This is a genomic window from Prosthecobacter sp. (genome assembly GCF_034366625.1).
In the GTDB taxonomy this organism is placed as follows: Bacteria; Verrucomicrobiota; Verrucomicrobiia; order Verrucomicrobiales; family Verrucomicrobiaceae; genus Prosthecobacter.
The window spans coordinates 394,680-413,698 of sequence record NZ_JAXMIH010000006.1 but is presented as its reverse complement, the minus strand read 5'-3'; the positions used below and the strand labels follow the sequence as shown (position 1 = coordinate 413,698).

Genomic DNA, 19,019 nt, shown 5'->3' with positions numbered 1-19,019 from the left:
CGCAACGCGTAGAATGCGATTCCCCATGCCTCCGCTGATCACAGTCACCCATCCGAAGGGGATTTACCTCCCAGAGGCGGATTTGTGGCTTGATCCACACTTTGGGGTGAGGCGGGCGTTTGTTTCGCATGCGCACAGCGATCATGTGGCGCGGCATGATCTGACGTTTTGTTCGGAAATCACGCATCAAATCATGGCGGTGAGGAAGGTGGTGAAGAAATCCGGCGTGGTGCAGGCGCTGCCGATGCGTGGGGTGCTTGAATGGGAAGGCTGGGAGCTGCGGCTGCTGCCGGCGGGGCACATCACAGGATCGGCGATGCTGCATCTGACGCGGAAGTCGGATGGAGCCACGCTGCTCTACACGGGCGACTACAAGCTGCGGCAGGGCTTGAGCGCGGAACGTTGTGAGCTGATGCAGGCGGACACGCTGATCATGGAGACGACGTTTGGCCTGCCAAAGTATCGTTTTCCGCCTGCGGAGGAGGTGATCGCGCAAATGCTGGCGTTTGTGCGTGAAACGTTGAGTGACGGAGGCATTCCGGTGCTGCTGGGTTATTCACTCGGTAAGGCGCAGGAGATTCTGTGTGCGTTGCGAGCTGTGGAGCTGCCGGTGATGGTGCATCCGAGTGTGGCGCAGATCACGGAGGTGCTGGCTCCGCATCTGGGCGCTTTGCCGAAGTGGCGGCTTTTCAACGCGGAGGAGGCCGCATGGCATGTGCTGGTGTTTCCGCCGGGTGCGAAAATCGAGCTGCCCAAGATCCGCACGGCGATGCTGTCGGGCTGGGCGTTGCAATCGAGCGCGAAGTATCGCTATGGCGTCGATGCGGTGTTTGCGCTGAGCGATCACGCGGATCATCCCGAGCTGCACGAGACGGTCGAACGGGTGCAGCCGCGCCGGATTTACCTGGTGCATGGCTCGACGCGGGAGTTTGCGGCGGAATTGCGCGCACGCGGGCATGATGCGCGGGCGCTGGGCGCGGAGGATCAGTTGGAGTTGAGTTTTTCAGCCCACTGATTCGAGTTTCTGCCGACGGGCGAAGAACACGCGGGCGCTTTCCATGACGCCATAAGCGGTCTCCTGCGGCGTGAGTTCGGCGGTCTGGATGCGCAGGTCGGCGAGGGATTTGTAGAGTGGTTTGCGCTCGGCGAGGAGCCGTTCGAGCTTGGCCTTGGGATTTTCCTCGCCGTTGAGCAGCGGACGGTTGGAGTTCATCGCGGTGCGGCGTGCGAGGCGCTCGGGATCGGCATCCAGCCAGACGGTGTAACCGAGATGACGCAAGAGCGGCAGATTGCGCGGCTGTGTGACGATGCCGCCGCCGGTGGCGATGACGCAGCCACGTCTGCCGAGCAATGAGCGCAGCGCCGTGGATTCACGCAGGCGGAATCCGGCCTCTCCTTCACTGGCAAAGATGTCGGGGATGCTCTTTCCGGCGGTTTCGACGATGAGATGATCGGTATCGACGAGCTGGAAGCCGATCATCTGGGCGACGATGCGACCGACGGTGGTTTTTCCCGATCCCATGAGGCCGATGAGCAGGATGTTCGGCTGGCGGGGCAGGGGAACTTCGCTGGCACCCTGAACGAGGCTGAAGATGGACGGGACGAGATCGGGGTCGTCTCGCAGGGCATCAAAGTAACTTGGATATCGCGGCTTCCATCCTGATGCGTGAAGTTTGGTGTTGGAGACGCGCTTGTGGCTCCAGCCGCGTTTGCGATTGGGATCGGGCTCGCGCACGGGAGGCAGTTTGAGGCCAAAGATAGCACACAAGCGTTCGGAGCATTGCTTCTGCGTCATCTGGGCGTCATCGACAACGTTGAAGATGCCGCCCAGACGTTGTGTGACGATATGGGCGAGCGCGGCAGCGGCATCGTCGGCATGAATTTGATTCAGCAGGCGACCCTGGCCGTTGTTGCCTTCGATGGCCGCCTTGCCCTCGAGCAGGTTTTTCAAAACGAAGGACCGTTCCGGCCCGTAAATACCCGCGAGGCGGGCGACGGCTCCACCCGCGTTTAATGCGATGTTCTCAGCTTCACGCAGCAAGCGTCCTGTGTCGCGCTCCGGCTCAGCGGGGCTGCTTTCATCGACGATTTCGCCGCTCACCTGCGGATAGACGCTGCTGCTGCTGCTGTAGAGCGCGAAAGCCTGCGGAAACGCCGTCACCAGATGGCGCATGCCATCGACATAGACGGCTTGATACATTTCGGCGCCGCCACGGCTGGAACTGGCGCAATGAATGACGGCGTCGATGCCGGTGACATTGAGTTTGGCAACGGAATCGCGATCCGAGATGTCGCAGGCTTCGGTGCGCCAGGGTTTGGCGGCGAGACGTGCGGCGGATTCGGGCGAATGGGTGAGACCGATCACCTCATGCCCGGCGGCGTGAAGGAGATCGGCGGCACGTTCGCCAACAAAACCACAACCAGCGATGAGCACCTTCATGAGGGACGGTGTTTCTGATAATAAGCGAGGATGCCGCTCACGATCCCGCGCACGTAGTCCTCGACGGCGCTGGTCTGCAGCCGTCCGGCGGTGAGCGTGCGGCCGAGGTAGTGGCCGTTGAGCAGGCGGCGGTAGGTTTCCTCGTGATTCATGACGAAAGGTTCGAGGTAAACGACCGGGCACTGATACAGGCGGTTGGCGAGGAGGTTGCGCGCATAGATATAGGCGTTCGAGCCGACGTGGCGTGCGTTGGGCGTGGTATAAACATAGGCGGGCAGCTCCGTCGCAGACCGCATGCCATTGGCCACGGCTTCTGCGAGCGGCAGTTCCTCCTCGTGAATGCGTGAGAACAGGCGATGGAACATCTCAAAGCGCACGTCCTGCTGCTCCAGTTCCACTGGTGAGTAGCAGCCGTTCACGAGGATATGCATGTGATTCATCGGTGAGAACTGCGGCGCGGTGGCATCGCCCCAGGCCTCGGCGTTGAAGTGCAGGCAGAGCACGACGTCGGGCTTGATGGTCTCGTTGACCTTTTTGGCCCGCGCCTGGATCTCGCTGACGCGGTAGAAGAGCTTCTCGCTCTGCCATTGCACGGTGAGGATCTTCGCATCGCCAGTGAGATTGTTGTAGTTCTCCTGCGGCTGCGGAAAGCCCGCCTCGGTGAGGATTTGACGCGCGGGATCGGCCAAGTCGGCAGGACGCCGGTCGGTGACAGGCTCCGTACGGTCGCGCACGAGGGAGACGTAGGCCCCGAGGGCCTTGAGCCGTTCGGCGAGGATCTGGGCGGTGATGAGGGTGAGCTGGCCTTCCTGGATGGCCTCGCCGGGTGCGAAGCTCAAATAGCGCTCCTCCATCTGCGCATAACCGCCGCCGATGTGGCCGGGGTCGATGGCGATGTGGACATCGCTCAACGGCGGGCGGCCCTTGAGCGGCGGCATTTCGGCGGCACGCCGCCAGGTGCGCGTGCCGGGCAGGGGGGATTCCGCACGGGTGGCGAAGCCGATGCGTGCTTCGGGCTTCGAAGGGTCGCCGGTTTTCACCACCACACCGTCGGATTCCAGCTTCCACGGCGGCGGCAGGGGTGAAAGATCGGAATAAATATCCCGCATCACGGCTTCAAACTCGGCGCGCGTCAGCGTTTGATGAAACGCCTGCAATTTGGCCCAGTCCGGCTTGGTGCCGAGAGCACTCAGGCGATCCAGCCGTGCAACGGGCGGAGTGATGGGCGAAGCGACCAGAGGCGTCGTCACAGGAGCCGCGCCTGGTGTGATTTGTGAAGGCGTGAGCGCGGGTGCCGGAGCTGAGGGAACAGCAGGTGGTGGAGCGGGCGCGATCGTCTGGGTCATGCCCGGCGTCGCCATCAAGCACGCGAACATGACCGCCGCCGGCGAACAAGCGCGCATCATTCGTTTCATCATAAAGTGCATCCTAGACTTGATCCCCGGCTTCATCATCTACTAAGTAGCGGCACGATGAACGACAACACGGCTGACCCTGCGGACGGACTGTTCCGCCTGCTTTTTTTGGGCGATGTGGTGGGCGAACCGGGGCGCAAGGCGGTCGCCGTGCTGCTGCCCTTGCTCAAAGAGGAGCTCAAAATCGACTTCGTCGTCGTGAACGGCGAGAACTCCGCCGGAGGCCGCGGCATCACGCCGAAGATCGCCATCAGCCTGATGCGCGCCGGTGCGGCGGTGGTGACGAGCGGGGATCACATCTGGGATCAGAAGGAGATCGTGTCCTATCTCGGCGAGGAGCCGCGCATGCTGCGGCCGATGAACTATCCCGCAGGCACGCCGGGCAGCGGCTTCATCGTGCTGGAGTCAAAAAAGTGCAAAGTGGCCGTGGTGAACCTGCAGGGGCGCACGTTCATGAACCAGCAGCTCGACAATCCCTTTCCCGCCATCGCCGCCTGTGTCGAAAAACTCCGTGAGGAGACGCCGGTGATCTTCGTCGATTTCCACGCTGAGGCCACGAGCGAAAAAGTCGCCATGGGCTGGCATCTCGACGGCAAGGTCTCCGCTGTCGTCGGCACGCACACGCATGTGCCCACCGCTGATGAACGTGTGCTGCCAAAGGGCACCGCGTTTCAAAGCGATGCCGGCATGTGCGGCCCGATGGATTCCGTCATCGGCAGCCAGATCGAGCCTGTGCTCGAACGTTTTCACACGATGATGCCCACGCGCTTCGGCGTTGGTCGCGGCGCGGTGCGCGTCAATGGCGCCCTGATCACCATCGATCCCGCCACCGGCAAGGCGCTGAGCATCGAGCGCATCGCCCGGACGTGGCATGAGTGAATCAGGCTTGGTTGCGCAGGGCCGCTCGCAGGCTGGTGATTTCTTGATTTACCAGCTCGTCGGCGGGATCTGTCAGCGATTCCCGAACCACATCGCGCAGGGCTTGTGGTAGACGTCTGGCCAGCCGCGAAATCTTTTGGCGTGTATTGTCCTCCGTAATGTTCAGCGCCTGAGCCGCATCGGCATAGGACAGGTCTTTTGGGGAACCCCCGGTGAGGAACGGACGCAGCACGCTGAACTCAGTGGCGGCAGCACCTTCACCCACACGATCCACCGCCGCTTGAATCATCATCCTGGCCCACGCCTGATCGAAGACCATCTCGGGCGTCGCGGCGGAATCGATGGCATCCACCTGGTAGCGGCCCTCTGCCGTCTCTAGCTCCAGCGAGAGGATTTCCCGCCCACCGCCGCGTTTTTGGGCAGCGGCGGCCTCCGCTGCATGGGAGAGCTGGCTTTGAAACGACAGCAGTAGAAACGTCCGCAGCCGACCGCGTGCCGGATCGGCATTGTCGAGAAGGTCGTTCTCCATCAGCCGCTGGAAAAAAATCTGCGTCTGGTCCCGGGCATCCTCCTCCCGCCAGCCCTTGCGCCGGGCAAAGGCATACAGGGGATACCAGTAGGCCGTGTAAAAGTCTCCCAGCGCCCGCATGGCCGTCTGCCGCTCCCGCGATCCGCGGGCCTGGGCGACCATGCTCCAGCGGGTGGGGGAGAAGGGCGAGTTTCCAGGGTTCAGCGAGGCGTCAGGCATGGCGGCCCCGATCCTGCCACAGGCAGGCTGAAAAGAAATTCACTTTGTTTGTCACAAGGCGGCGGGCGGTCCGGCAAAGGCACTTGAAGATCACTTCACTCCTATGAAAACAAAAACAAACAATACGGTCAAAATCCTTCTGTTCACCATTGCCGCAATGATGCTTGCTCCTCTGCAAGTGCAGGCAAAGCAGTGTGTTGAGTACGCACGCGAACGGTCAGGCATCCCGATTTATGGAGATGCCTGGACATGGTGGGACTCCGCCATCAGAGGCAACTATCACGTCAGCAACACCCCTCGTGTTGGCTCGGTGCTTGTCTGGCCCCGCCAGACAGGAATGGCCACTTACGGACATGTCGCTTATGTGTCCCAGATCGTCTCATCAGACGTCATCAAAATCGACCATGCAAATTGGTCTCCGCTTGGTGCTGTGGACGGAAAAGTTTACACAGGCATCTATGTGAAAGACTTGTCCGGCGGGAATTGGACGAGTGTTAAAGTTCAATATGGGAATGTGGTCAATGGCACGATCAAATACGGAAGCACCTCATGGCGGGTAAACGGGTTCATTTCTCGCACCCCCCCCAACACCGCCCCGGTCATTGCCAACCTCTCAGCCTCCTCAGATTACCTGGGTAATGTCATCGTGAGTTTCAACGTCAACGACACCACCGGCGATCGTGTTGCTCAGACGGATGTTTGGGTGCGGTTGGGCACTACTGCCATCACTGGAACTTATGTTGCGACCACCAACAATTCAAACCTGGGAGCTCACCGGGTGGTCATCCCGGCGGCAAACCTGCGCGGCAGATTGTTCAATGGTTCATATTACACGGCAGGAGTCCGGGCCTTTGACAGTGCGTGGCTGAGCAGCGGCGACCGGTTTAGCAATTCCTTCCCCTACAACCAGCCCGCCGTAACCTCCGCCCCGGAGATTGGCATCAGCATCTCCGGCACGCAGATTGCCTGCAATAGCAGCCAGAACTCGGCGGCGAACTTCACCAGCACCACGGTCGGCTCCGAGCAGTACAATCGCTACACCATTGCGAACACCGGCACCGGCACGCTGACGGTGGGAGCGCTGAATCTGAGCAACACGACGGACTTCAGCATCTATGCCTACCCTGCCTCCAGTGTGGCCCCCGGCCAGACGACCTCGTTTTCCATCAAGTTCCGCCCCACCAGTGCCGGCACCAAGAACTGCACGTTGAACCTGACGAACAACGACTCCAACGAAAACCCCTACTCGTTCACCATCTCCGGCACCGCCCAGGGCGGCAGCACCACCATCACGACCACCAGTGCCATGGAGCGCTATGCCGCGAAAAACACGAGCTGGCTGGGCACCTTCACAGGAACCACCCATCAGGACAGCACCTTCTCCTACCGCTATTACAGCAGCGGCGTCTGGCTGGCGAACCAGACCGGCACCAACAATGTGTGGTATCTGTGGAGCGGGACGTGGTACTCTGTAGGCAGCCAGTAAACCGCGCTCTGCGACCGAACCCACGACACTTGCTGACAAGCCCGCCCCGGTGAAGAACTTCTGCTTCACCGGGGCCTTTCCCTGCAACACCGCTCATGAAAACGTCTTTTCCCTTCCCTCTGATGATCGCCGCCTGCGCTGCCTTGGTGGGGCTTGCCAGCGTGGCGGGCTTTTTTATGTTCAAGGAACCCAAGCCGCCGCTCGCGCAGCCCCTGCAGCCGCAGATGCGCACGTCCCGCACCTCTCCGCCGAGCGCCGCCGCACCGCTGTCGGAGCAGGTTCAGCCTTCGGCGTCATCCGTTAAAACGGCGGACGTGACTGCCCTCGGCATACGACTTGCCAAGGCCACGCCCGAGGAAACCATTCAAATCAGCGGGGAGCTTGCTGCCCAGGGCAAAGCGGCCGAGCCTGGCCTCATCGCCGCCCTCAAAGAGCCGCTGCCAGCAGGTGTGCGCGGCAGCATCGCCAACATCCTCGGCAGGATCGGCAGCGACGGCGGCATCCAGGCCGCGATGGACGCCGTAATCGCGGAAACAGACCCCGCCACGCGCAACGCGCTGATCTCCGGCCTCACTGCGGGTGTTGAATCACCGGAAGCCGCCGGCCTGCTCGCCAGCGCAGCACTGATCACCGATGATCCGGCGCTGCTGGCACCAGTGGTCGAAACCGTGGGCCGTCTGGGGGATGAGCCGGTGTTGCGTGATCTCGTCGGCATGTTTCAGGAACCCGAAACCAGTGCTGGTCAGCGTGTGATTATTGCGCAGATGATCGCCGCGCTGAGGAATCCCGAGCTTGGCACCCTGCTGGCCGGAATGGCTGCATCGGACGCGACGGGGCAGCCTTTGCGTGAGGCAGCGGAGACGGCGATCAAACAGCAAAGCAGCACCAGTGCTCCAAACGCGAACCCATGAGGATCTGTCGAGTGTGGAACTTCAAGCAGGAACTACCACTTCAGCGCCCGTGCCTCCGCCGCTTCCTGGGGGAGAGCCAGCTCCAGCATCCAGTCGGCAGCCTTGGCCGCATAAGCCGTCAGCACGTCGGCACTGTAGATATTCACGTCCGCATCCCGCAGCCGCTTGAGGGTGAGGCGAGCGAGAAACGTGGTCCGTACCTTCCTCTGTGCGGCGTCCTGGATGTCCAACGTCTCTTTGCGAGCCAACGACACCGGTACCAAGGGATGCCATGGCGCTTGGTCAGCGCAGTCGGTGATGGTGGGTGTATAAATGCGTGCCTGTATCAGCCAGCGGCCAATGGCGGTGCGAATGGGGTCATCGGTCCAAGGTGATGTAGTACGATCTTCCGGCAGCATTTGGGACCACTTAAGGATGGCGTGCTGCCAGTATTCACCGTCATTTGGCGGACGGGCAACGAAGGCATGAACCACGTCTTGGGCATGAGCAAGTTCATTTGCGGGAACGGGGTGTAGTTGCTCGTTGGATTGGAATCGCAGTCCAGAGGCTAGGCTTAGCGCAGCAGACCATTCCTGCGAGATCGCTGCATCTACCTCGCCGAGACACGTGCAGTCTATCACCCGCGCGGTAAAGTCAGAGCAGCCCACTGCGAAGTGGCGGCCGTCGGGGCTGAAATTCACCGAAGTCACGGAACCGCCAAACTCCGTCCTGCTGATCTCTTTGCCGCTGGCCGCCTCAATCACCCGCACGGTCTTGTCCGCGCTGCCCGCTGCGAGGTAGCGGCCGTCGGGGCTGAAACTCACCGAGGTCACGGAACCGCCAAACTCCGCCCTGCTGATCTCCTTGCCGCTGGCCACCTCGGTCACCCGCGCGGTAAAGTCAGAGCAGCCCACTGCGAGGTGGCGGCCGGCGGGGCTGAAACTCACCGAGGTCACGGAACCGCCAAACTCCGCCCTGCTGATCTCCTTGCCGCTGACCGCCTCGATCACCAGCACGGAATTGCCCCTGCACCCCGCCGCGAGGTAGCGGCCATTGGGACTGAGACTTAGCGACTTCACTGGGCCATCAAACTCCACCGTGCATATCTCCTTGCCGCTGGCCACCTCGATCACGCGTGCGGTCTTGTCCGAGCTGCCTGCCGCGAGGTAGCGGCCGTCGGGGCTGAAACTCACCGAGGTCACGAGACCGCCAAAGTCCGCCTTGCTAATCTCCTTGGTGGTCGTCGCCTCGATCACGCGTGCGGTCTTGTCTGAACAGCCCGCTGCGAGATAGCGGCCGTCGGGGCTGAAACTCACCGAGGTCACGGAACCGCCAAACTCCGCCCTGCTGATCTCTTTGCCGCTGGCCGCCTCGATCACCCGCGCGGTCTTGTCCGCGCTGCCCGCTGCGAGGTGGCGACCGTCGGGGCTGAAATTCACCGAAGTCACGGAACCGCCAAACTCCGCCCTGCTGATCTCCTTGCCGCTGGCCGCCTCGATCACCCGCACGGTCTTGTCCGCGCTGCCCGCTGCGAGGTGGCGGCCGTCGGGGCTGAAATTCACCGAAGTCACGGAACCGCCAAACTCCGCCCTGCTGATCTCCTTGCCGCTGGCCGCCTCGATCACCCGCGCGGTCTTGTCTGAACAGCCCGCTGCGAGGTGGCGGCCGTCGGGGCTGAAACTCACCGAGGTAACGGAACCACCAAACTCCGCCCTGCTGATACTCACTGAACCGCGAAATACCATTCTACTGATCTCCTTGCCGCTGGCCACCTCGACCACACGCACGGTTTTGTCAGAGTTGCCCGTCGCGAGGTGGCGGCCGTCGGGGCTGAAACTCACCGAGGTCACGGCAGCGCCAAATTCCGCTTTGCTCATTTCCTTGCCAGTGGCCACCTCAATCACCCGCGCGGTCTTGTCCGCGCTGCCCGCCGCGAAGGAGCGGCCCTCGGGACTGAAACTCACCGACCACACTTGATCGCCAAACTTCGCTTTGCTCATTTCCTTGCCGGTAGCCGCCTCAATCACACGCACGGTATTGTCCTCGCTTCCCGCTGCCAAGTAGCGGCCATCGGGGCTGAAGGCGATGCAGTTTACCACCCCCGCAAAAGCCGAGACCGATCGTGTGCGCCAGATGGGGGCGCTGGTCCCAAAGGCATTGGCCGCACTTGCCGCCAAGGCGGTGGTATTCATTGGGCGATACTCTAGAGCACGGTCAATGTAAGCCAGCCCCTCGCCATTGCGGTGCTCATAAAAAGCACGCACGGCAGCTTCGTGATCACTGCGGCTCGCTTTCCACAGAAGCTCGTCTTGCCGCGCTTTCTCAGAGGCCAGTTGTTCCTTGGCACGTCGCTCGCCATCCGCCCGCTCGGCTTCGGCCGCCTGCGCCCGTCTGGCTCGAACCAGTCCCATGCTGGTCCCCACCAGTCCTGCAATCAGCGAGACCGTGATCACCGCAGCAGCTCCAAAGGCCAGTCGGTTGCGCCGCACCGTCTTGCGGATGCGATAGGCCGCGCTCGGTGGTCGTGCGGTAATGGGTTCGTCATTCAAGTGCCGCTGCACATCTGCCGCGAGGCCCGACACGGTCTCGTAGCGACGCTGGCGGTCCTTCTCCAGGCACTTCATCACGATCCAGTCCAGATCACCGCGCACGGCATGGGGAAGACGAGTCGATTCCATTCCCCGCCGTTGCGCAGCAGTGGCTTGCTGGTCCGCTGCCAGTGACGTGATGCGGTTCGAGGGACGCGGCGGATCTTGTTCCCTGATGCGGCGCAGGATGGCCTCCAGCGCGACGTGAACAAATCCTGCATCATCCAGTGGCAGGGTGCCGGTGAGCAGTTCGTAGAGCACCGCACCGAGGCTGTACACATCCGAACGGGTGTCGATGTCCTGGTGCAGTGGGTCCGCCTGCTCGGGACTCATGTAGCCGGGCGTGCCGATGACCTGTCCGGCGAGGGTTTGCAGTGTTTCAGCGGTAAGACTGCGCTCGGTGGCCTTTGCCACGCCGAAGTCAATGACGCGCACCACCGGCGCGTCATCATGCTCGCTCACAAGAATGTTGGAGGGCTTCAGATCACGATGAATCACGCCTTTCTGGTGCGCGTGCTGAATGGCCTGACAGACTTGAATGAACAGCTCCAGCCGCTGGCGGATGGTCAGGCGGTTGCGGTCGCAGTAGGTGGTCAGCGGTTCACCCTTCACCAGTTCCATGACGAAGTAGGGCCGTCCGGCGTCCGTGACCCCGGCATCGAACACGCGGGCGATGTTCGGGTGGTCCATGATCGCCAGCGCCTGGCGCTCCTGCTCGAAGCGGGCGATGACTTCGCGCGTGTCCATGCCGAGCTTGATGATTTTCAGCGCCACCTGCCGTGCCACCGGTTTCGACTGCTCCGCGCGCCACACCGAACCGAAGCCGCCTTCACCGAGCACTTCGACCAACGTGTAGCGGCCGATCACCTGACCGGGCTGCTCGTAGATCCTGCCCGGTGAATGATGGTCGATGATGGTTTTCGCGTCATCAGCTTCCAATGCCTGCGCAAACAAGGCATCGGTGAAGTTTTCGGAGCTTGCAGGAGCAGGGTCGGACATGGGGTCGAGACAGGAGCTTCAGCAGAACGCTGCTGGAAGTCGAGCACTCTGTTCATGAGCGGCATTTGGAGCGGGTTTGGCTTGGGAGGCAGAGGGTGTTCCTGCACTTCTCAGCTCCTGCTTTGACGCCGGCATGATTACGGCTTCGTTGTTTCCGGTGGCTGTTGTTGCTCCAGCAGTTCGCTGGCTCTGGTCAAATTTGCCCGCACATTGGCCGGCCACGAGAGACTTTTGCCACTCAGCTTGCCGTCTGTTTCAAGCTGCTCCAGAATCTGCAGCGCCCTAGTGAGCATTGCCACAGCGTCAGCATGCCTGTGCTGCCTGCCGAGAGCGAGCGTACATTGGTTGAGACCATCAGCCAGCAGACGCCTGGCCTCATGGTCCTGGGCATTGAGCGCGAGGATACGCTCGTAAGTTTCGATCTGCCCTGCCCACAACCCGGAGGACCTGGCCCATTCGCTCAGTTGCCCATGATGCAGGCATTTGAACTGTTGACGCCGATGCCTGCCGCGTGACAGCATCGCCGTTTTTCCCAACCGTTCATGGAATCCACCCTTCGACCCTCCCGCGCCCGTCAGGTGGTGCTCTTCTTTGCCGTTACGCTGGCGATCATCACTTACATCGACCGGGTGTGCATCTCGCAGGCGGCGCCGATGATGCAGGAGGAACTGGGGCTGACGAAGACGCAGATGGGCTATGCTTTTGCGGCGTTTGGCTGGGCCTATGCGCTGTTTGAAATCCCCGGCGGCTGGCTGGGCGATCGCATCGGGCCGCGAAAAGTGCTGATGCGGGTGGTTTCGATGTGGTCCATCTTCACTGTGGCCACCGGCTGGGCGTGGAATCTGGTTTCGCTGGTCGTTTCGCGTTTCCTTTTTGGCGTGGGAGAGGCGGGTTGCTTCCCGAATCTGACCAAGGCCTTCACGCTGTGGTTCCCGGTGGCCGAGCGTGTGAAAGCGCAGGGCATTCTCTGGCTCAGCGCGCGCTGGGGCGGGGCCTTCACGCCGTTGCTCGTCGGCTGGATGCTCGCGAGCGGCACGGAAGGGAAAGTCGGCCTCGGACTGCACTACAAGTGGGTGTTTTTGATCTTCGGACTGCTCGGCGTGGTGTGGGCGCTGTCGTTTTTCCACTGGTTCCGCGATCATCCCAAGGATCACCCGTCGGTGAGTGCCGCCGAGCTGGCGCACATCGGTGAAACGGAGCCTCCCGGTGATCACGCCATGCCGTGGGCGCGGCTGGTCGCCTCACGCACGGTCTGGATGCTGTGGGCGCAGTACTTCTGCATGTCCTACGCCTGGTATTTCTACATCACCTGGTTTCCGACTTATCTGAAGGAGAAGTTCACCACGCTCACGGACATGGAGCGTGCCCTGCTTGCCTGCGTGCCGCTGTTCTTCGGCGGCATCGGTTGCATCACCGCCGGGATGCTCTCCGCGCGGCTGGATCGGATGTTTGGCAGCATCGCGCGGACGCGTCGCTGGCTCGGCGTGCTTGGCATGAGTGTTGCCGGGGTCATGCTGTTGATCTCGATGCAAACGGATGCACCGCTCGCGTCGGTGCTGGCCATCGGGCTCGCCGCCTTGTGCAACGACCTCGCCATGCCTGGTGCCTGGGGTGCCTGCATGGATGTGGGCGGACGTCATGCCGGGGCGCTTTCCGGCAGCATGAACATGATGGGCAATGCCGGTGGTGCGATCGCCCCGATGGTGGTGCCTCTCGTGCTTGCCGCCACAGACAATGACTGGAGCATGAACATCACGCTTTTTGCCGTGGCCTACTTCCTCGGTGCCGGTTGCTGGTTCTTCATCAACTCCGAAGAGCGGCTGCATGACTGAGTGATGCTGGCATCACTTCACTTCTTCTCGGTGTCGGTCTTGCCGCCGCCCTTGAGTTTTTTCAGGGCCTCTTCGATGCGCTTGCGCGCTTTCAGATCGGGTGTGTTCAAGGCGTTGGCACGTTCGAGATATTCGAGCGCCTTCGCTTTGTCACCGAGCGACTGATGGGCGAGGCCGAGGTGTTCGAGGATTTCGGCGTCTTCAGGCTGGATTTGTTCCAGCAGGGACTCGGCGCGCTGCAAATCCTTGAGAGCGGTGGTGTAGTCACCCTTCTTGTAATGGAACCAGCCGAGGCTGTCGATGTAGGCGGGCTGGTCGGGCAGCAGTTCGTTGGCCTTGGTGATGAATTCGCCCGCTTTGTCGAGGTGCGAGCCCTGTTCCAGCCACATGTAGCCGAGGAAGTTCAGCGTGTTCGCCGCCGCCTTCGATTCCTCGCGCGGTGTGAGCGTGATGGATTTCTCCAGCATGCGTGAGGCGTCCTCGTAGCGGGCCATGCGCTCCAGCGTGACGCCGTATTGATAATAGAACAGATGATCGAGCAGTTCCGTCTGCGTGGAGCCGGCGAACTGCTCGGCTTCGGCAAAGTGCTTCACGGAAGAGGCCCACTCCTCGCGTGCACGATGTGCGATGGCGAGCTGGTAGTGAACGAGCGGATGATCGGGGAAGAGCCGCACGCTGCGCTGGCCGACACGCACCATGTCCTCGTATTTCTGCGTCTGGTAAAGCTCCCAGCCGAGCTTCACATAGTCGCCGATCTCGCCGCCGCCATTTTGAATGGCGGCCTCAAGGTGCAGGATGGCTTTTTCAGGCTGCTTGAGCTTGTCGTATTCGTTGGCCAGCAGACGCCGCTGCTCGGCATCGTCAGGAGCCTGCTTGACGATCTGCTCCAGCGTGGCGAGCGCCTTGTCCTTCTGCTCGGCGGCTCCGTAAAGACGGTAGAGCAGCTTGCGCGCATCCAGGCTGTTGTGCTCCGCCGCCAGTTTTTCGCAAAGCTGCCGGGCACGCTCCGGATCGTTCGTCAGGAGGTACTGCTGCGCGACTTCGAGCGTGACCTGCTCCGCGTCAGCCTTGGTGACCTGCTTGAGGGCGTTTTCAAAGAACGGTGCGACGCGCTGGCTGTACTCCAGGCGGAACTCGGCCTGCCCCAGCGGCCAGACGCGCTCGGCGGTGCGTCCCGTGGCCAGCCAGAACTGCGGATCACGGCTGTTTTGGTTCGCGGCCTGGTCCATGACGGCGATGGCCTTGTCCCGCTCGTTTTGGGTGAGGTGAAGCATCACCGCCACCTCGTAAACCTCCGCATGCATGGGGAATTTCTCCAGTGCCTCGGCCATGGCCTTGGCCGGTCGCTCGTCTTTTTCAAACAGATCCTCCGGCGGGTAGGTGCTGGCGAAACGTGTCAGATGCAGCAGCGGCGCGGGTGAGCGCGGGTTGGCCCGCACGGCGTCTTCGAGAATATTCACCGCCGCCTCACGGCCCTGGAACTGCATGGCGATTCCGGCGGTGTGTGCGGCCAGGTCCGCGTTGGTCGGGTCGGCCTTGAACACGGCCAGGTAATGCTCCAGCGCCTGCCTTAGTTTGCCGGAGGATTCGAACTGCAGGGCGGCGCTGTAATGCGCCAGCACGTCCGCATAGACCTCACCGCCGCGTGAAAGCTGCAGGTCTGATTTTTCAGGCGCTTTCACGCCCAGCGTCAGATCCGCCGGCGCGGCGGCACGAAGCGAGAGGACCGCGCCGAGAAACGCAGCCATGCGGACCATCTGACAGGGCCGAAAAACCCTGTCTGCCGAGCGGCACCAGTGCATGAAACAACGTCCGGCGCATCGATGCCATCGATTCGCGCTGCGGAGACAAGCCATGCGGTGAGGCTAACGTTTACGCCTTGTAGCGCAAACGCTTCTTGTGGCGGTTCGCACGCATGCGCTTCTTGCGCTTGTGCTTGTTGATCTTCGTTTTTCTCCGCTTTTTGAGCGATCCCATGTTCGTGTTCTCCTGTGTGTTGCTTTGATCTAGTGGACGACTTTATTCAGTGGGTATTCCACAATTCCCTCGGCGCCCAGTGACTTCAGCCGCGGGATGATTACCCGCACGGTGGCTTCGTCAATGACCGTTTCCACCGCCACCCATTCCTGGCTGGCAAGCTGTGAAATCGTGGGCGAGCGCTGCGACGGCAGGCATGCGACCACCTCCTGCAACTGCTTCGCGGGCACATTCATCTTGAGGCCCACCTTGTGGCGGGCCTCGAGCGCACCTTTGAGCAGCAGCACGAGCGTCTCCATCTTCTGCCGCTTCCATTCATCACGGGCGGCAGGTTTGCTGGAGACAAATTGAGGGTAGCTTTCCATCAGGGTGTCCACGATGCGCAGCTTGTTCGCGCGCAGGGAGGAGCCGGTCTCGGTGATGTCCACAATGGCATCGACCATTTCCGGCACCTTCACTTCGGTGGCACCCCAGCTAAATTCGACCTCGGCCTGCACGTCGTGCTTGGCGAGGTATTTCTTCGTCATCTCGACCGCCTCGGTGGCGATGCGTTTGCCCTGCAGGTCTTTCACGCTGCGCACGGGCGAATCTTCAGGCACCACCAGCACCCAGCGGGTGGGCCATGAGGTGGCCTTGCTGTAGCGCAGGTCGGTGATGACCTCGACATCCGCTCCGTTTTCCACGATCCAGTCGCGTCCGGTGATGCCGCAGTCCAGGAAGCCATGATCGACATAACGCCCGATCTCCTGTGCCCGCAGCAGGCGCAGTTCCAGTTCCTCGTCATCCACGGAAGGACGGTAGGAACGGGAGGAAATGACGATGTTGAACCCCGCGCGCTTGAACAATTCAAGCGTCGGCTCCTGCAGGCTGCCTTTGGGCAGTCCGAGACGGAGGATGTTCTTGGGGTCGGCCATGGGTGGGGGGAAAGGGGCGCGCATCCTAGCGGCATATTTTCGGCTGGCGAGGGGAATTTCATGGCATGGCAGCCCGCCACGCCAAAGCGGCTTTCCGCAGGCGTTCCACCGTGGCGGATTCTGTCTCGGCGAGGTTTTTCGTCTCGTTGGGATCACGGGCGAGGTGGTAAAGCTCGGTTTGCGAGCCATCAGCGTTTACGAGCAACTTCCAGTCGCCGTCACGAACCGCGACATTGGGTGATTTCGAGCCAGGCTCGTTCGGGTAGGGAAATCCGCCCTTCACCTTGCCAGCGGAGCCTGGTTTGCGGCCATACTCCCAAAACAGCGGCTTCTGACGCACGACGTTCCCGCCACGAAACGCCGCGCTCATGTCCACGCCATCGTATTCAGCCGCAGGTGCCTGAATTTTGGCCAAAGCGCACAGCGTGGGCATGAAATCGACGCTGCTGACCACCGTGGTCTCATTCACGACGCCTGCTGGCACCATGCCAGGCCAGCGCACGATCAAGGGTGTGCGAATGCCGCCTTCATAGAGGCTCCATTTCATGCCGCGCAGGCCGCCGCTGCGTGTGCGGTCGAAGCTCGGCTCAGGGCCGTTGTCGCCGCAGAGCAGGATCAACGTGTCCTGCGGCATGGCGTCGATCAGGCGGCCAATCTGCGTGTCCATCGTGGTCAGTACGTCACGATACTTTGCAGACAACTCGCGAGCATCTTCGCCTTCCTGCGGACGAAAGGGCGTGTGCGTGTCATCGAGCCAGAGATTCACGAAACAGGGCTTGTCGGCTTGCTGCTGCATGAACTTCAGCGTTTCATCCACCATCCAGCGCGTGCGTTCATGACGTGGCACCTGCTGCGGTTCGCGTTGGCTCTCCCACGGCGTCGTCATCAAACCAAGTTCAGCCGTCGGTTCCGGGCTCTCATACGTGCCAAGACCGAGATCGTAGCCATACGCGGCAAACTTCGGCGCTTCCGTCACATCGCGACCACCGCCGAGATGCCATTTGCCGATGTGTGCCGTGGCATAACCCGCCTCCTTGAACACACGCGGCAGCGACGGTGCTTTCGGATCGAGAAAATCCGCCTGCTCGCACTCGCGATTGCCCGCCCTGGTTTGCAGATAACTCGTGATTTTCCACCGCGCCGGGAACTGCCCTGTGATCACACCGCATCGAGATGGCGAACAAATCGGCGAGGCCACGTAGAACTGCCGAAACTGCATCCCCTCTTGCGCCAACCGGTCGATGTTCGGCGTCGGGACTTTGCCGCCGAAGCACGATGGATCAGCCCAGCCAAAGTCATCAACAAGGATGCAGACGACATTGGGCTGTTCGGCAGCACCAGCCCAACTATAGAGGGCAACGAGGATGACAGAGAGCAGGCAACGCATGAGGATTCATGCCAAACGGCGGCGAAAGGGCGCCTTATCGGCCTCGTTCATCCATCAACTATCCAGATCACACCGCCTCCCGGCCCCGAAATCCACATTGACGCCCCCGCTTTGGGGAATACTCTCCCTCCAAGACGCATCATCAAATCATGATTCGTCCATATAACCAAAAGACCACCACCATGTCCCGCTCTTACATTTTCTCGTCCGAGTCCGTCGGCGAAGGCCATCCTGACAAAGTTGCCGACACCATTTCCGACGCCATCCTCGACGCCTGCCTCGCCATCGACTCCAAGAGCCGCGTCGCCTGCGAAACCTTCGTGAAGAGCAACATCGTCGTCGTCGGTGGTGAGATCACCATTCCGAAGCTCCAGAACAAGAAGCTCGGCACCACCAAGCCCATTGATGAGGTCATCAACGTCGGCCAGATCATCCGCAACGCTGTCCGTGGCATCGGCTACACGAATGTGGACGACGTCTTCCACGCCGACCAGATCTTCATCAACAACTACCTCACCATCCAGAGCCCCGACATCGCCCAAGGCGTCGATGCCGCTGAAGCCGAAGGCAAAAAGCACGGCGAACAAGGCGCTGGCGACCAGGGCATCATGTTTGGTTATGCTTGTGACGAAACGCCGGAACTCATGCCTGCACCGATCATGTTTGCCCATCGCCTCGGCCGTGAGCTGACACGCATCCGCAAGGCCGGCAAACTCGCCAAGTGGCTGCGCCCCGACGCCAAGTCCCAGGTCTCCGTCGAATACGTCGATGGCAAACCCACCCGCATCGTGAACGTCGTCATCTCCACGCAGCACGCTGCGGACGTGAGCCACGCCGAGATCGAAAAGTTCTGCATCGAGCAGGTCATCAAGAAGGTGCTGCCGAAGAACATGCTCACCAAGGACACCGAGTATCTCATCAACCCGACCGGCAAGTTTGTCGTCGGCGGCCCGCAGGGCGACAGCGGCCTCACCGGTCGTAAAATCATCGTCGATAGCTACGGCGGCATGGGCCGTCACGGCGGTGGTGCCTTCTCCGGCAAAGACCCGTCCAAAGTGGACCGCAGCGCCGCCTACATGGGCCGCTGGGTCGCCAAAAACGTCGTCGCTTCCGGCCTCGCCTCGAAGTGCGAAGTGCAGTTCGCCTACGCCATCGGTCATCCGCTGCCCGTGAGTGTCCACATCGACACCTTCGGCACCGGCACCATTGACGACGGCAAGATCCTCGCCGCCGTCCTCAAAGTGTTCTCCTTCAAGCCTGCCGACATCGTCAAGCAGCTCAATCTGCTCCGCCCGATCTACTCGAAGACCACCAACTACGGTCACTTCGGCAAGATCGGTGATCCCGACATCACATGGGAAATCACCAACAAGGCCGAGGCCCTCAAGAAAGCCGCGAAGTAAAGTTGACCTGTTGCTGTGCAACAGGTCTCCGGGCCTTTGTTGCGCAGCAACAAAGCTACTT

The 19,019-nt window shown here is 61.4% G+C and carries 15 protein-coding genes; 6 read left to right on the top strand and 9 right to left on the bottom strand.

The genetic code is table 11. The features are described 5' to 3' along the window. Window positions 1–25 precede the first annotated feature (25 nt). Window positions 26–1,015: an MBL fold metallo-hydrolase RNA specificity domain-containing protein gene (locus U1A53_RS04600; RefSeq protein ID WP_322279288.1), complete on the top strand. Its 990-nt coding sequence runs from the start codon at window positions 26–28 to the stop codon at window positions 1,013–1,015. On the opposite strand, the gene U1A53_RS04595 is transcribed toward U1A53_RS04600, so the two are convergent. Together U1A53_RS04595 and U1A53_RS04590 are read right to left on the bottom strand one after the other, a co-directional pair. Then, entirely contained in the window at window positions 1,004–2,440 is a 1,437-nt protein-coding gene (locus U1A53_RS04595) for a shikimate kinase (RefSeq protein ID WP_322279287.1), read from the bottom strand. The two genes, U1A53_RS04600 and U1A53_RS04595, sit on opposite strands and share 12 nt — an antisense overlap. Next, a complete protein-coding gene (locus U1A53_RS04590) occupies window positions 2,437–3,786 on the bottom strand; it encodes a hypothetical protein (RefSeq protein ID WP_322279285.1) in 1,350 nt (449 codons plus the stop codon). The genes U1A53_RS04595 and U1A53_RS04590 overlap by 4 nt, the downstream gene beginning before the upstream one ends. A gap of 126 nt (window positions 3,787–3,912) precedes the next feature. Between U1A53_RS04590 and U1A53_RS04585 the strand changes: the two genes are divergently transcribed. Further along, window positions 3,913–4,734, top strand: coding sequence for a TIGR00282 family metallophosphoesterase (locus tag U1A53_RS04585; protein ID WP_322279284.1), 822 nt, complete (start codon window positions 3,913–3,915; stop codon window positions 4,732–4,734). 1 nt (window position 4,735) lies between these two features. On the opposite strand, the gene U1A53_RS04580 is transcribed toward U1A53_RS04585, so the two are convergent. After that, window positions 4,736–5,425: a hypothetical protein gene (locus U1A53_RS04580; protein ID WP_322279283.1), complete on the bottom strand. Its 690-nt coding sequence runs from the start codon at window positions 5,423–5,425 to the stop codon at window positions 4,736–4,738. Between the two features lie 703 nt (window positions 5,426–6,128). Here U1A53_RS04580 and U1A53_RS04575 point away from each other — a divergent pair. Together U1A53_RS04575 and U1A53_RS04570 are read left to right on the top strand one after the other, a co-directional pair. After that, complete coding sequence (locus U1A53_RS04575; RefSeq protein WP_322279282.1) at window positions 6,129–6,968, top strand: choice-of-anchor D domain-containing protein; 840 nt, start codon at window positions 6,129–6,131, stop codon at window positions 6,966–6,968. A gap of 95 nt (window positions 6,969–7,063) precedes the next feature. After that, window positions 7,064–7,879: a hypothetical protein gene (locus tag U1A53_RS04570; RefSeq protein WP_322279281.1), complete on the top strand. Its 816-nt coding sequence runs from the start codon at window positions 7,064–7,066 to the stop codon at window positions 7,877–7,879. 32 nt (window positions 7,880–7,911) lie between these two features. Here the strand turns inward: U1A53_RS04570 and U1A53_RS04565 are convergent, their stop codons facing one another. Next, on the bottom strand, window positions 7,912–11,445 hold the full coding sequence (locus U1A53_RS04565) for a serine/threonine-protein kinase (RefSeq protein WP_322279279.1): 3,534 nt from the start codon (window positions 11,443–11,445) through the stop codon (window positions 7,912–7,914). Between the two features lie 137 nt (window positions 11,446–11,582). Continuing rightward, the gene (locus U1A53_RS04560) at window positions 11,583–11,966 is read right to left on the bottom strand and encodes a hypothetical protein (RefSeq protein WP_322279278.1); all 384 of its coding nucleotides are present in this window, start codon (window positions 11,964–11,966) and stop codon (window positions 11,583–11,585) included. Window positions 11,967–11,987: 21 nt separating this feature from the next. On the opposite strand from U1A53_RS04560, the gene U1A53_RS04555 reads away from it, so the two are divergent. Next, window positions 11,988–13,277 carry an MFS transporter gene (locus U1A53_RS04555; RefSeq protein WP_322279275.1) on the top strand — a complete coding sequence of 430 codons (1,290 nt, stop codon included), beginning with the start codon at window positions 11,988–11,990 and terminating at the stop codon, window positions 13,275–13,277. 17 nt (window positions 13,278–13,294) lie between these two features. Here U1A53_RS04555 and U1A53_RS04550 read toward each other — a convergent pair whose 3' ends face one another. The 4 genes from U1A53_RS04550 to U1A53_RS04535 all read right to left on the bottom strand — a co-directional run bounded on the left by U1A53_RS04550 (window position 13,295) and on the right by U1A53_RS04535 (window position 17,555). Then, window positions 13,295–15,025 carry a tetratricopeptide repeat protein gene (locus U1A53_RS04550; RefSeq protein ID WP_322279273.1) on the bottom strand — a complete coding sequence of 577 codons (1,731 nt, stop codon included), beginning with the start codon at window positions 15,023–15,025 and terminating at the stop codon, window positions 13,295–13,297. 124 nt (window positions 15,026–15,149) lie between these two features. Then, window positions 15,150–15,254 carry an AURKAIP1/COX24 domain-containing protein gene (locus tag U1A53_RS04545; protein WP_294229817.1) on the bottom strand — a complete coding sequence of 35 codons (105 nt, stop codon included), beginning with the start codon at window positions 15,252–15,254 and terminating at the stop codon, window positions 15,150–15,152. 29 nt (window positions 15,255–15,283) lie between these two features. Further along, window positions 15,284–16,168 (bottom strand): ATP phosphoribosyltransferase, encoded by an 885-nt coding sequence (hisG, locus tag U1A53_RS04540; RefSeq protein ID WP_322279271.1) that lies wholly within the window; start codon window positions 16,166–16,168, stop codon window positions 15,284–15,286. A gap of 58 nt (window positions 16,169–16,226) precedes the next feature. Beyond that, a complete protein-coding gene (locus tag U1A53_RS04535) occupies window positions 16,227–17,555 on the bottom strand; it encodes a sulfatase-like hydrolase/transferase (protein WP_322279270.1) in 1,329 nt (442 codons plus the stop codon). 182 nt (window positions 17,556–17,737) lie between these two features. Between U1A53_RS04535 and metK the strand changes: the two genes are divergently transcribed. Next, complete coding sequence (gene metK, locus U1A53_RS04530; protein WP_322279268.1) at window positions 17,738–18,958, top strand: methionine adenosyltransferase; 1,221 nt, start codon at window positions 17,738–17,740, stop codon at window positions 18,956–18,958. Window positions 18,959–19,019: the final 61 nt, after the last annotated feature.

Coding starts and splice junctions, on each gene's coding strand:
- U1A53_RS04600 (WP_322279288.1), top strand. CDS start 26: ATGCCTCCGCTGATCACAGTCACCCATCCGAAGGGGATTTACCTCCCA.
- U1A53_RS04595 (WP_322279287.1), bottom strand. CDS start 2,440: ATGAAGGTGCTCATCGCTGGTTGTGGTTTTGTTGGCGAACGTGCCGCC.
- U1A53_RS04590 (WP_322279285.1), bottom strand. CDS start 3,786: ATGACCCAGACGATCGCGCCCGCTCCACCACCTGCTGTTCCCTCAGCT.
- U1A53_RS04585 (WP_322279284.1), top strand. CDS start 3,913: ATGAACGACAACACGGCTGACCCTGCGGACGGACTGTTCCGCCTGCTT.
- U1A53_RS04580 (WP_322279283.1), bottom strand. CDS start 5,425: ATGGTCGCCCAGGCCCGCGGATCGCGGGAGCGGCAGACGGCCATGCGG.
- U1A53_RS04570 (WP_322279281.1), top strand. CDS start 7,064: ATGAAAACGTCTTTTCCCTTCCCTCTGATGATCGCCGCCTGCGCTGCC.
- U1A53_RS04565 (WP_322279279.1), bottom strand. CDS start 11,445: ATGTCCGACCCTGCTCCTGCAAGCTCCGAAAACTTCACCGATGCCTTG.
- U1A53_RS04560 (WP_322279278.1), bottom strand. CDS start 11,966: ATGCTGTCACGCGGCAGGCATCGGCGTCAACAGTTCAAATGCCTGCAT.
- U1A53_RS04555 (WP_322279275.1), top strand. CDS start 11,988: ATGGAATCCACCCTTCGACCCTCCCGCGCCCGTCAGGTGGTGCTCTTC.
- U1A53_RS04550 (WP_322279273.1), bottom strand. CDS start 15,025: ATGGCTGCGTTTCTCGGCGCGGTCCTCTCGCTTCGTGCCGCCGCGCCG.
- U1A53_RS04545 (WP_294229817.1), bottom strand. CDS start 15,254: ATGGGATCGCTCAAAAAGCGGAGAAAAACGAAGATCAACAAGCACAAG.
- hisG (WP_322279271.1), bottom strand. CDS start 16,168: ATGGCCGACCCCAAGAACATCCTCCGTCTCGGACTGCCCAAAGGCAGC.
- U1A53_RS04535 (WP_322279270.1), bottom strand. CDS start 17,555: ATGCGTTGCCTGCTCTCTGTCATCCTCGTTGCCCTCTATAGTTGGGCT.
- metK (WP_322279268.1), top strand. CDS start 17,738: ATGTCCCGCTCTTACATTTTCTCGTCCGAGTCCGTCGGCGAAGGCCAT.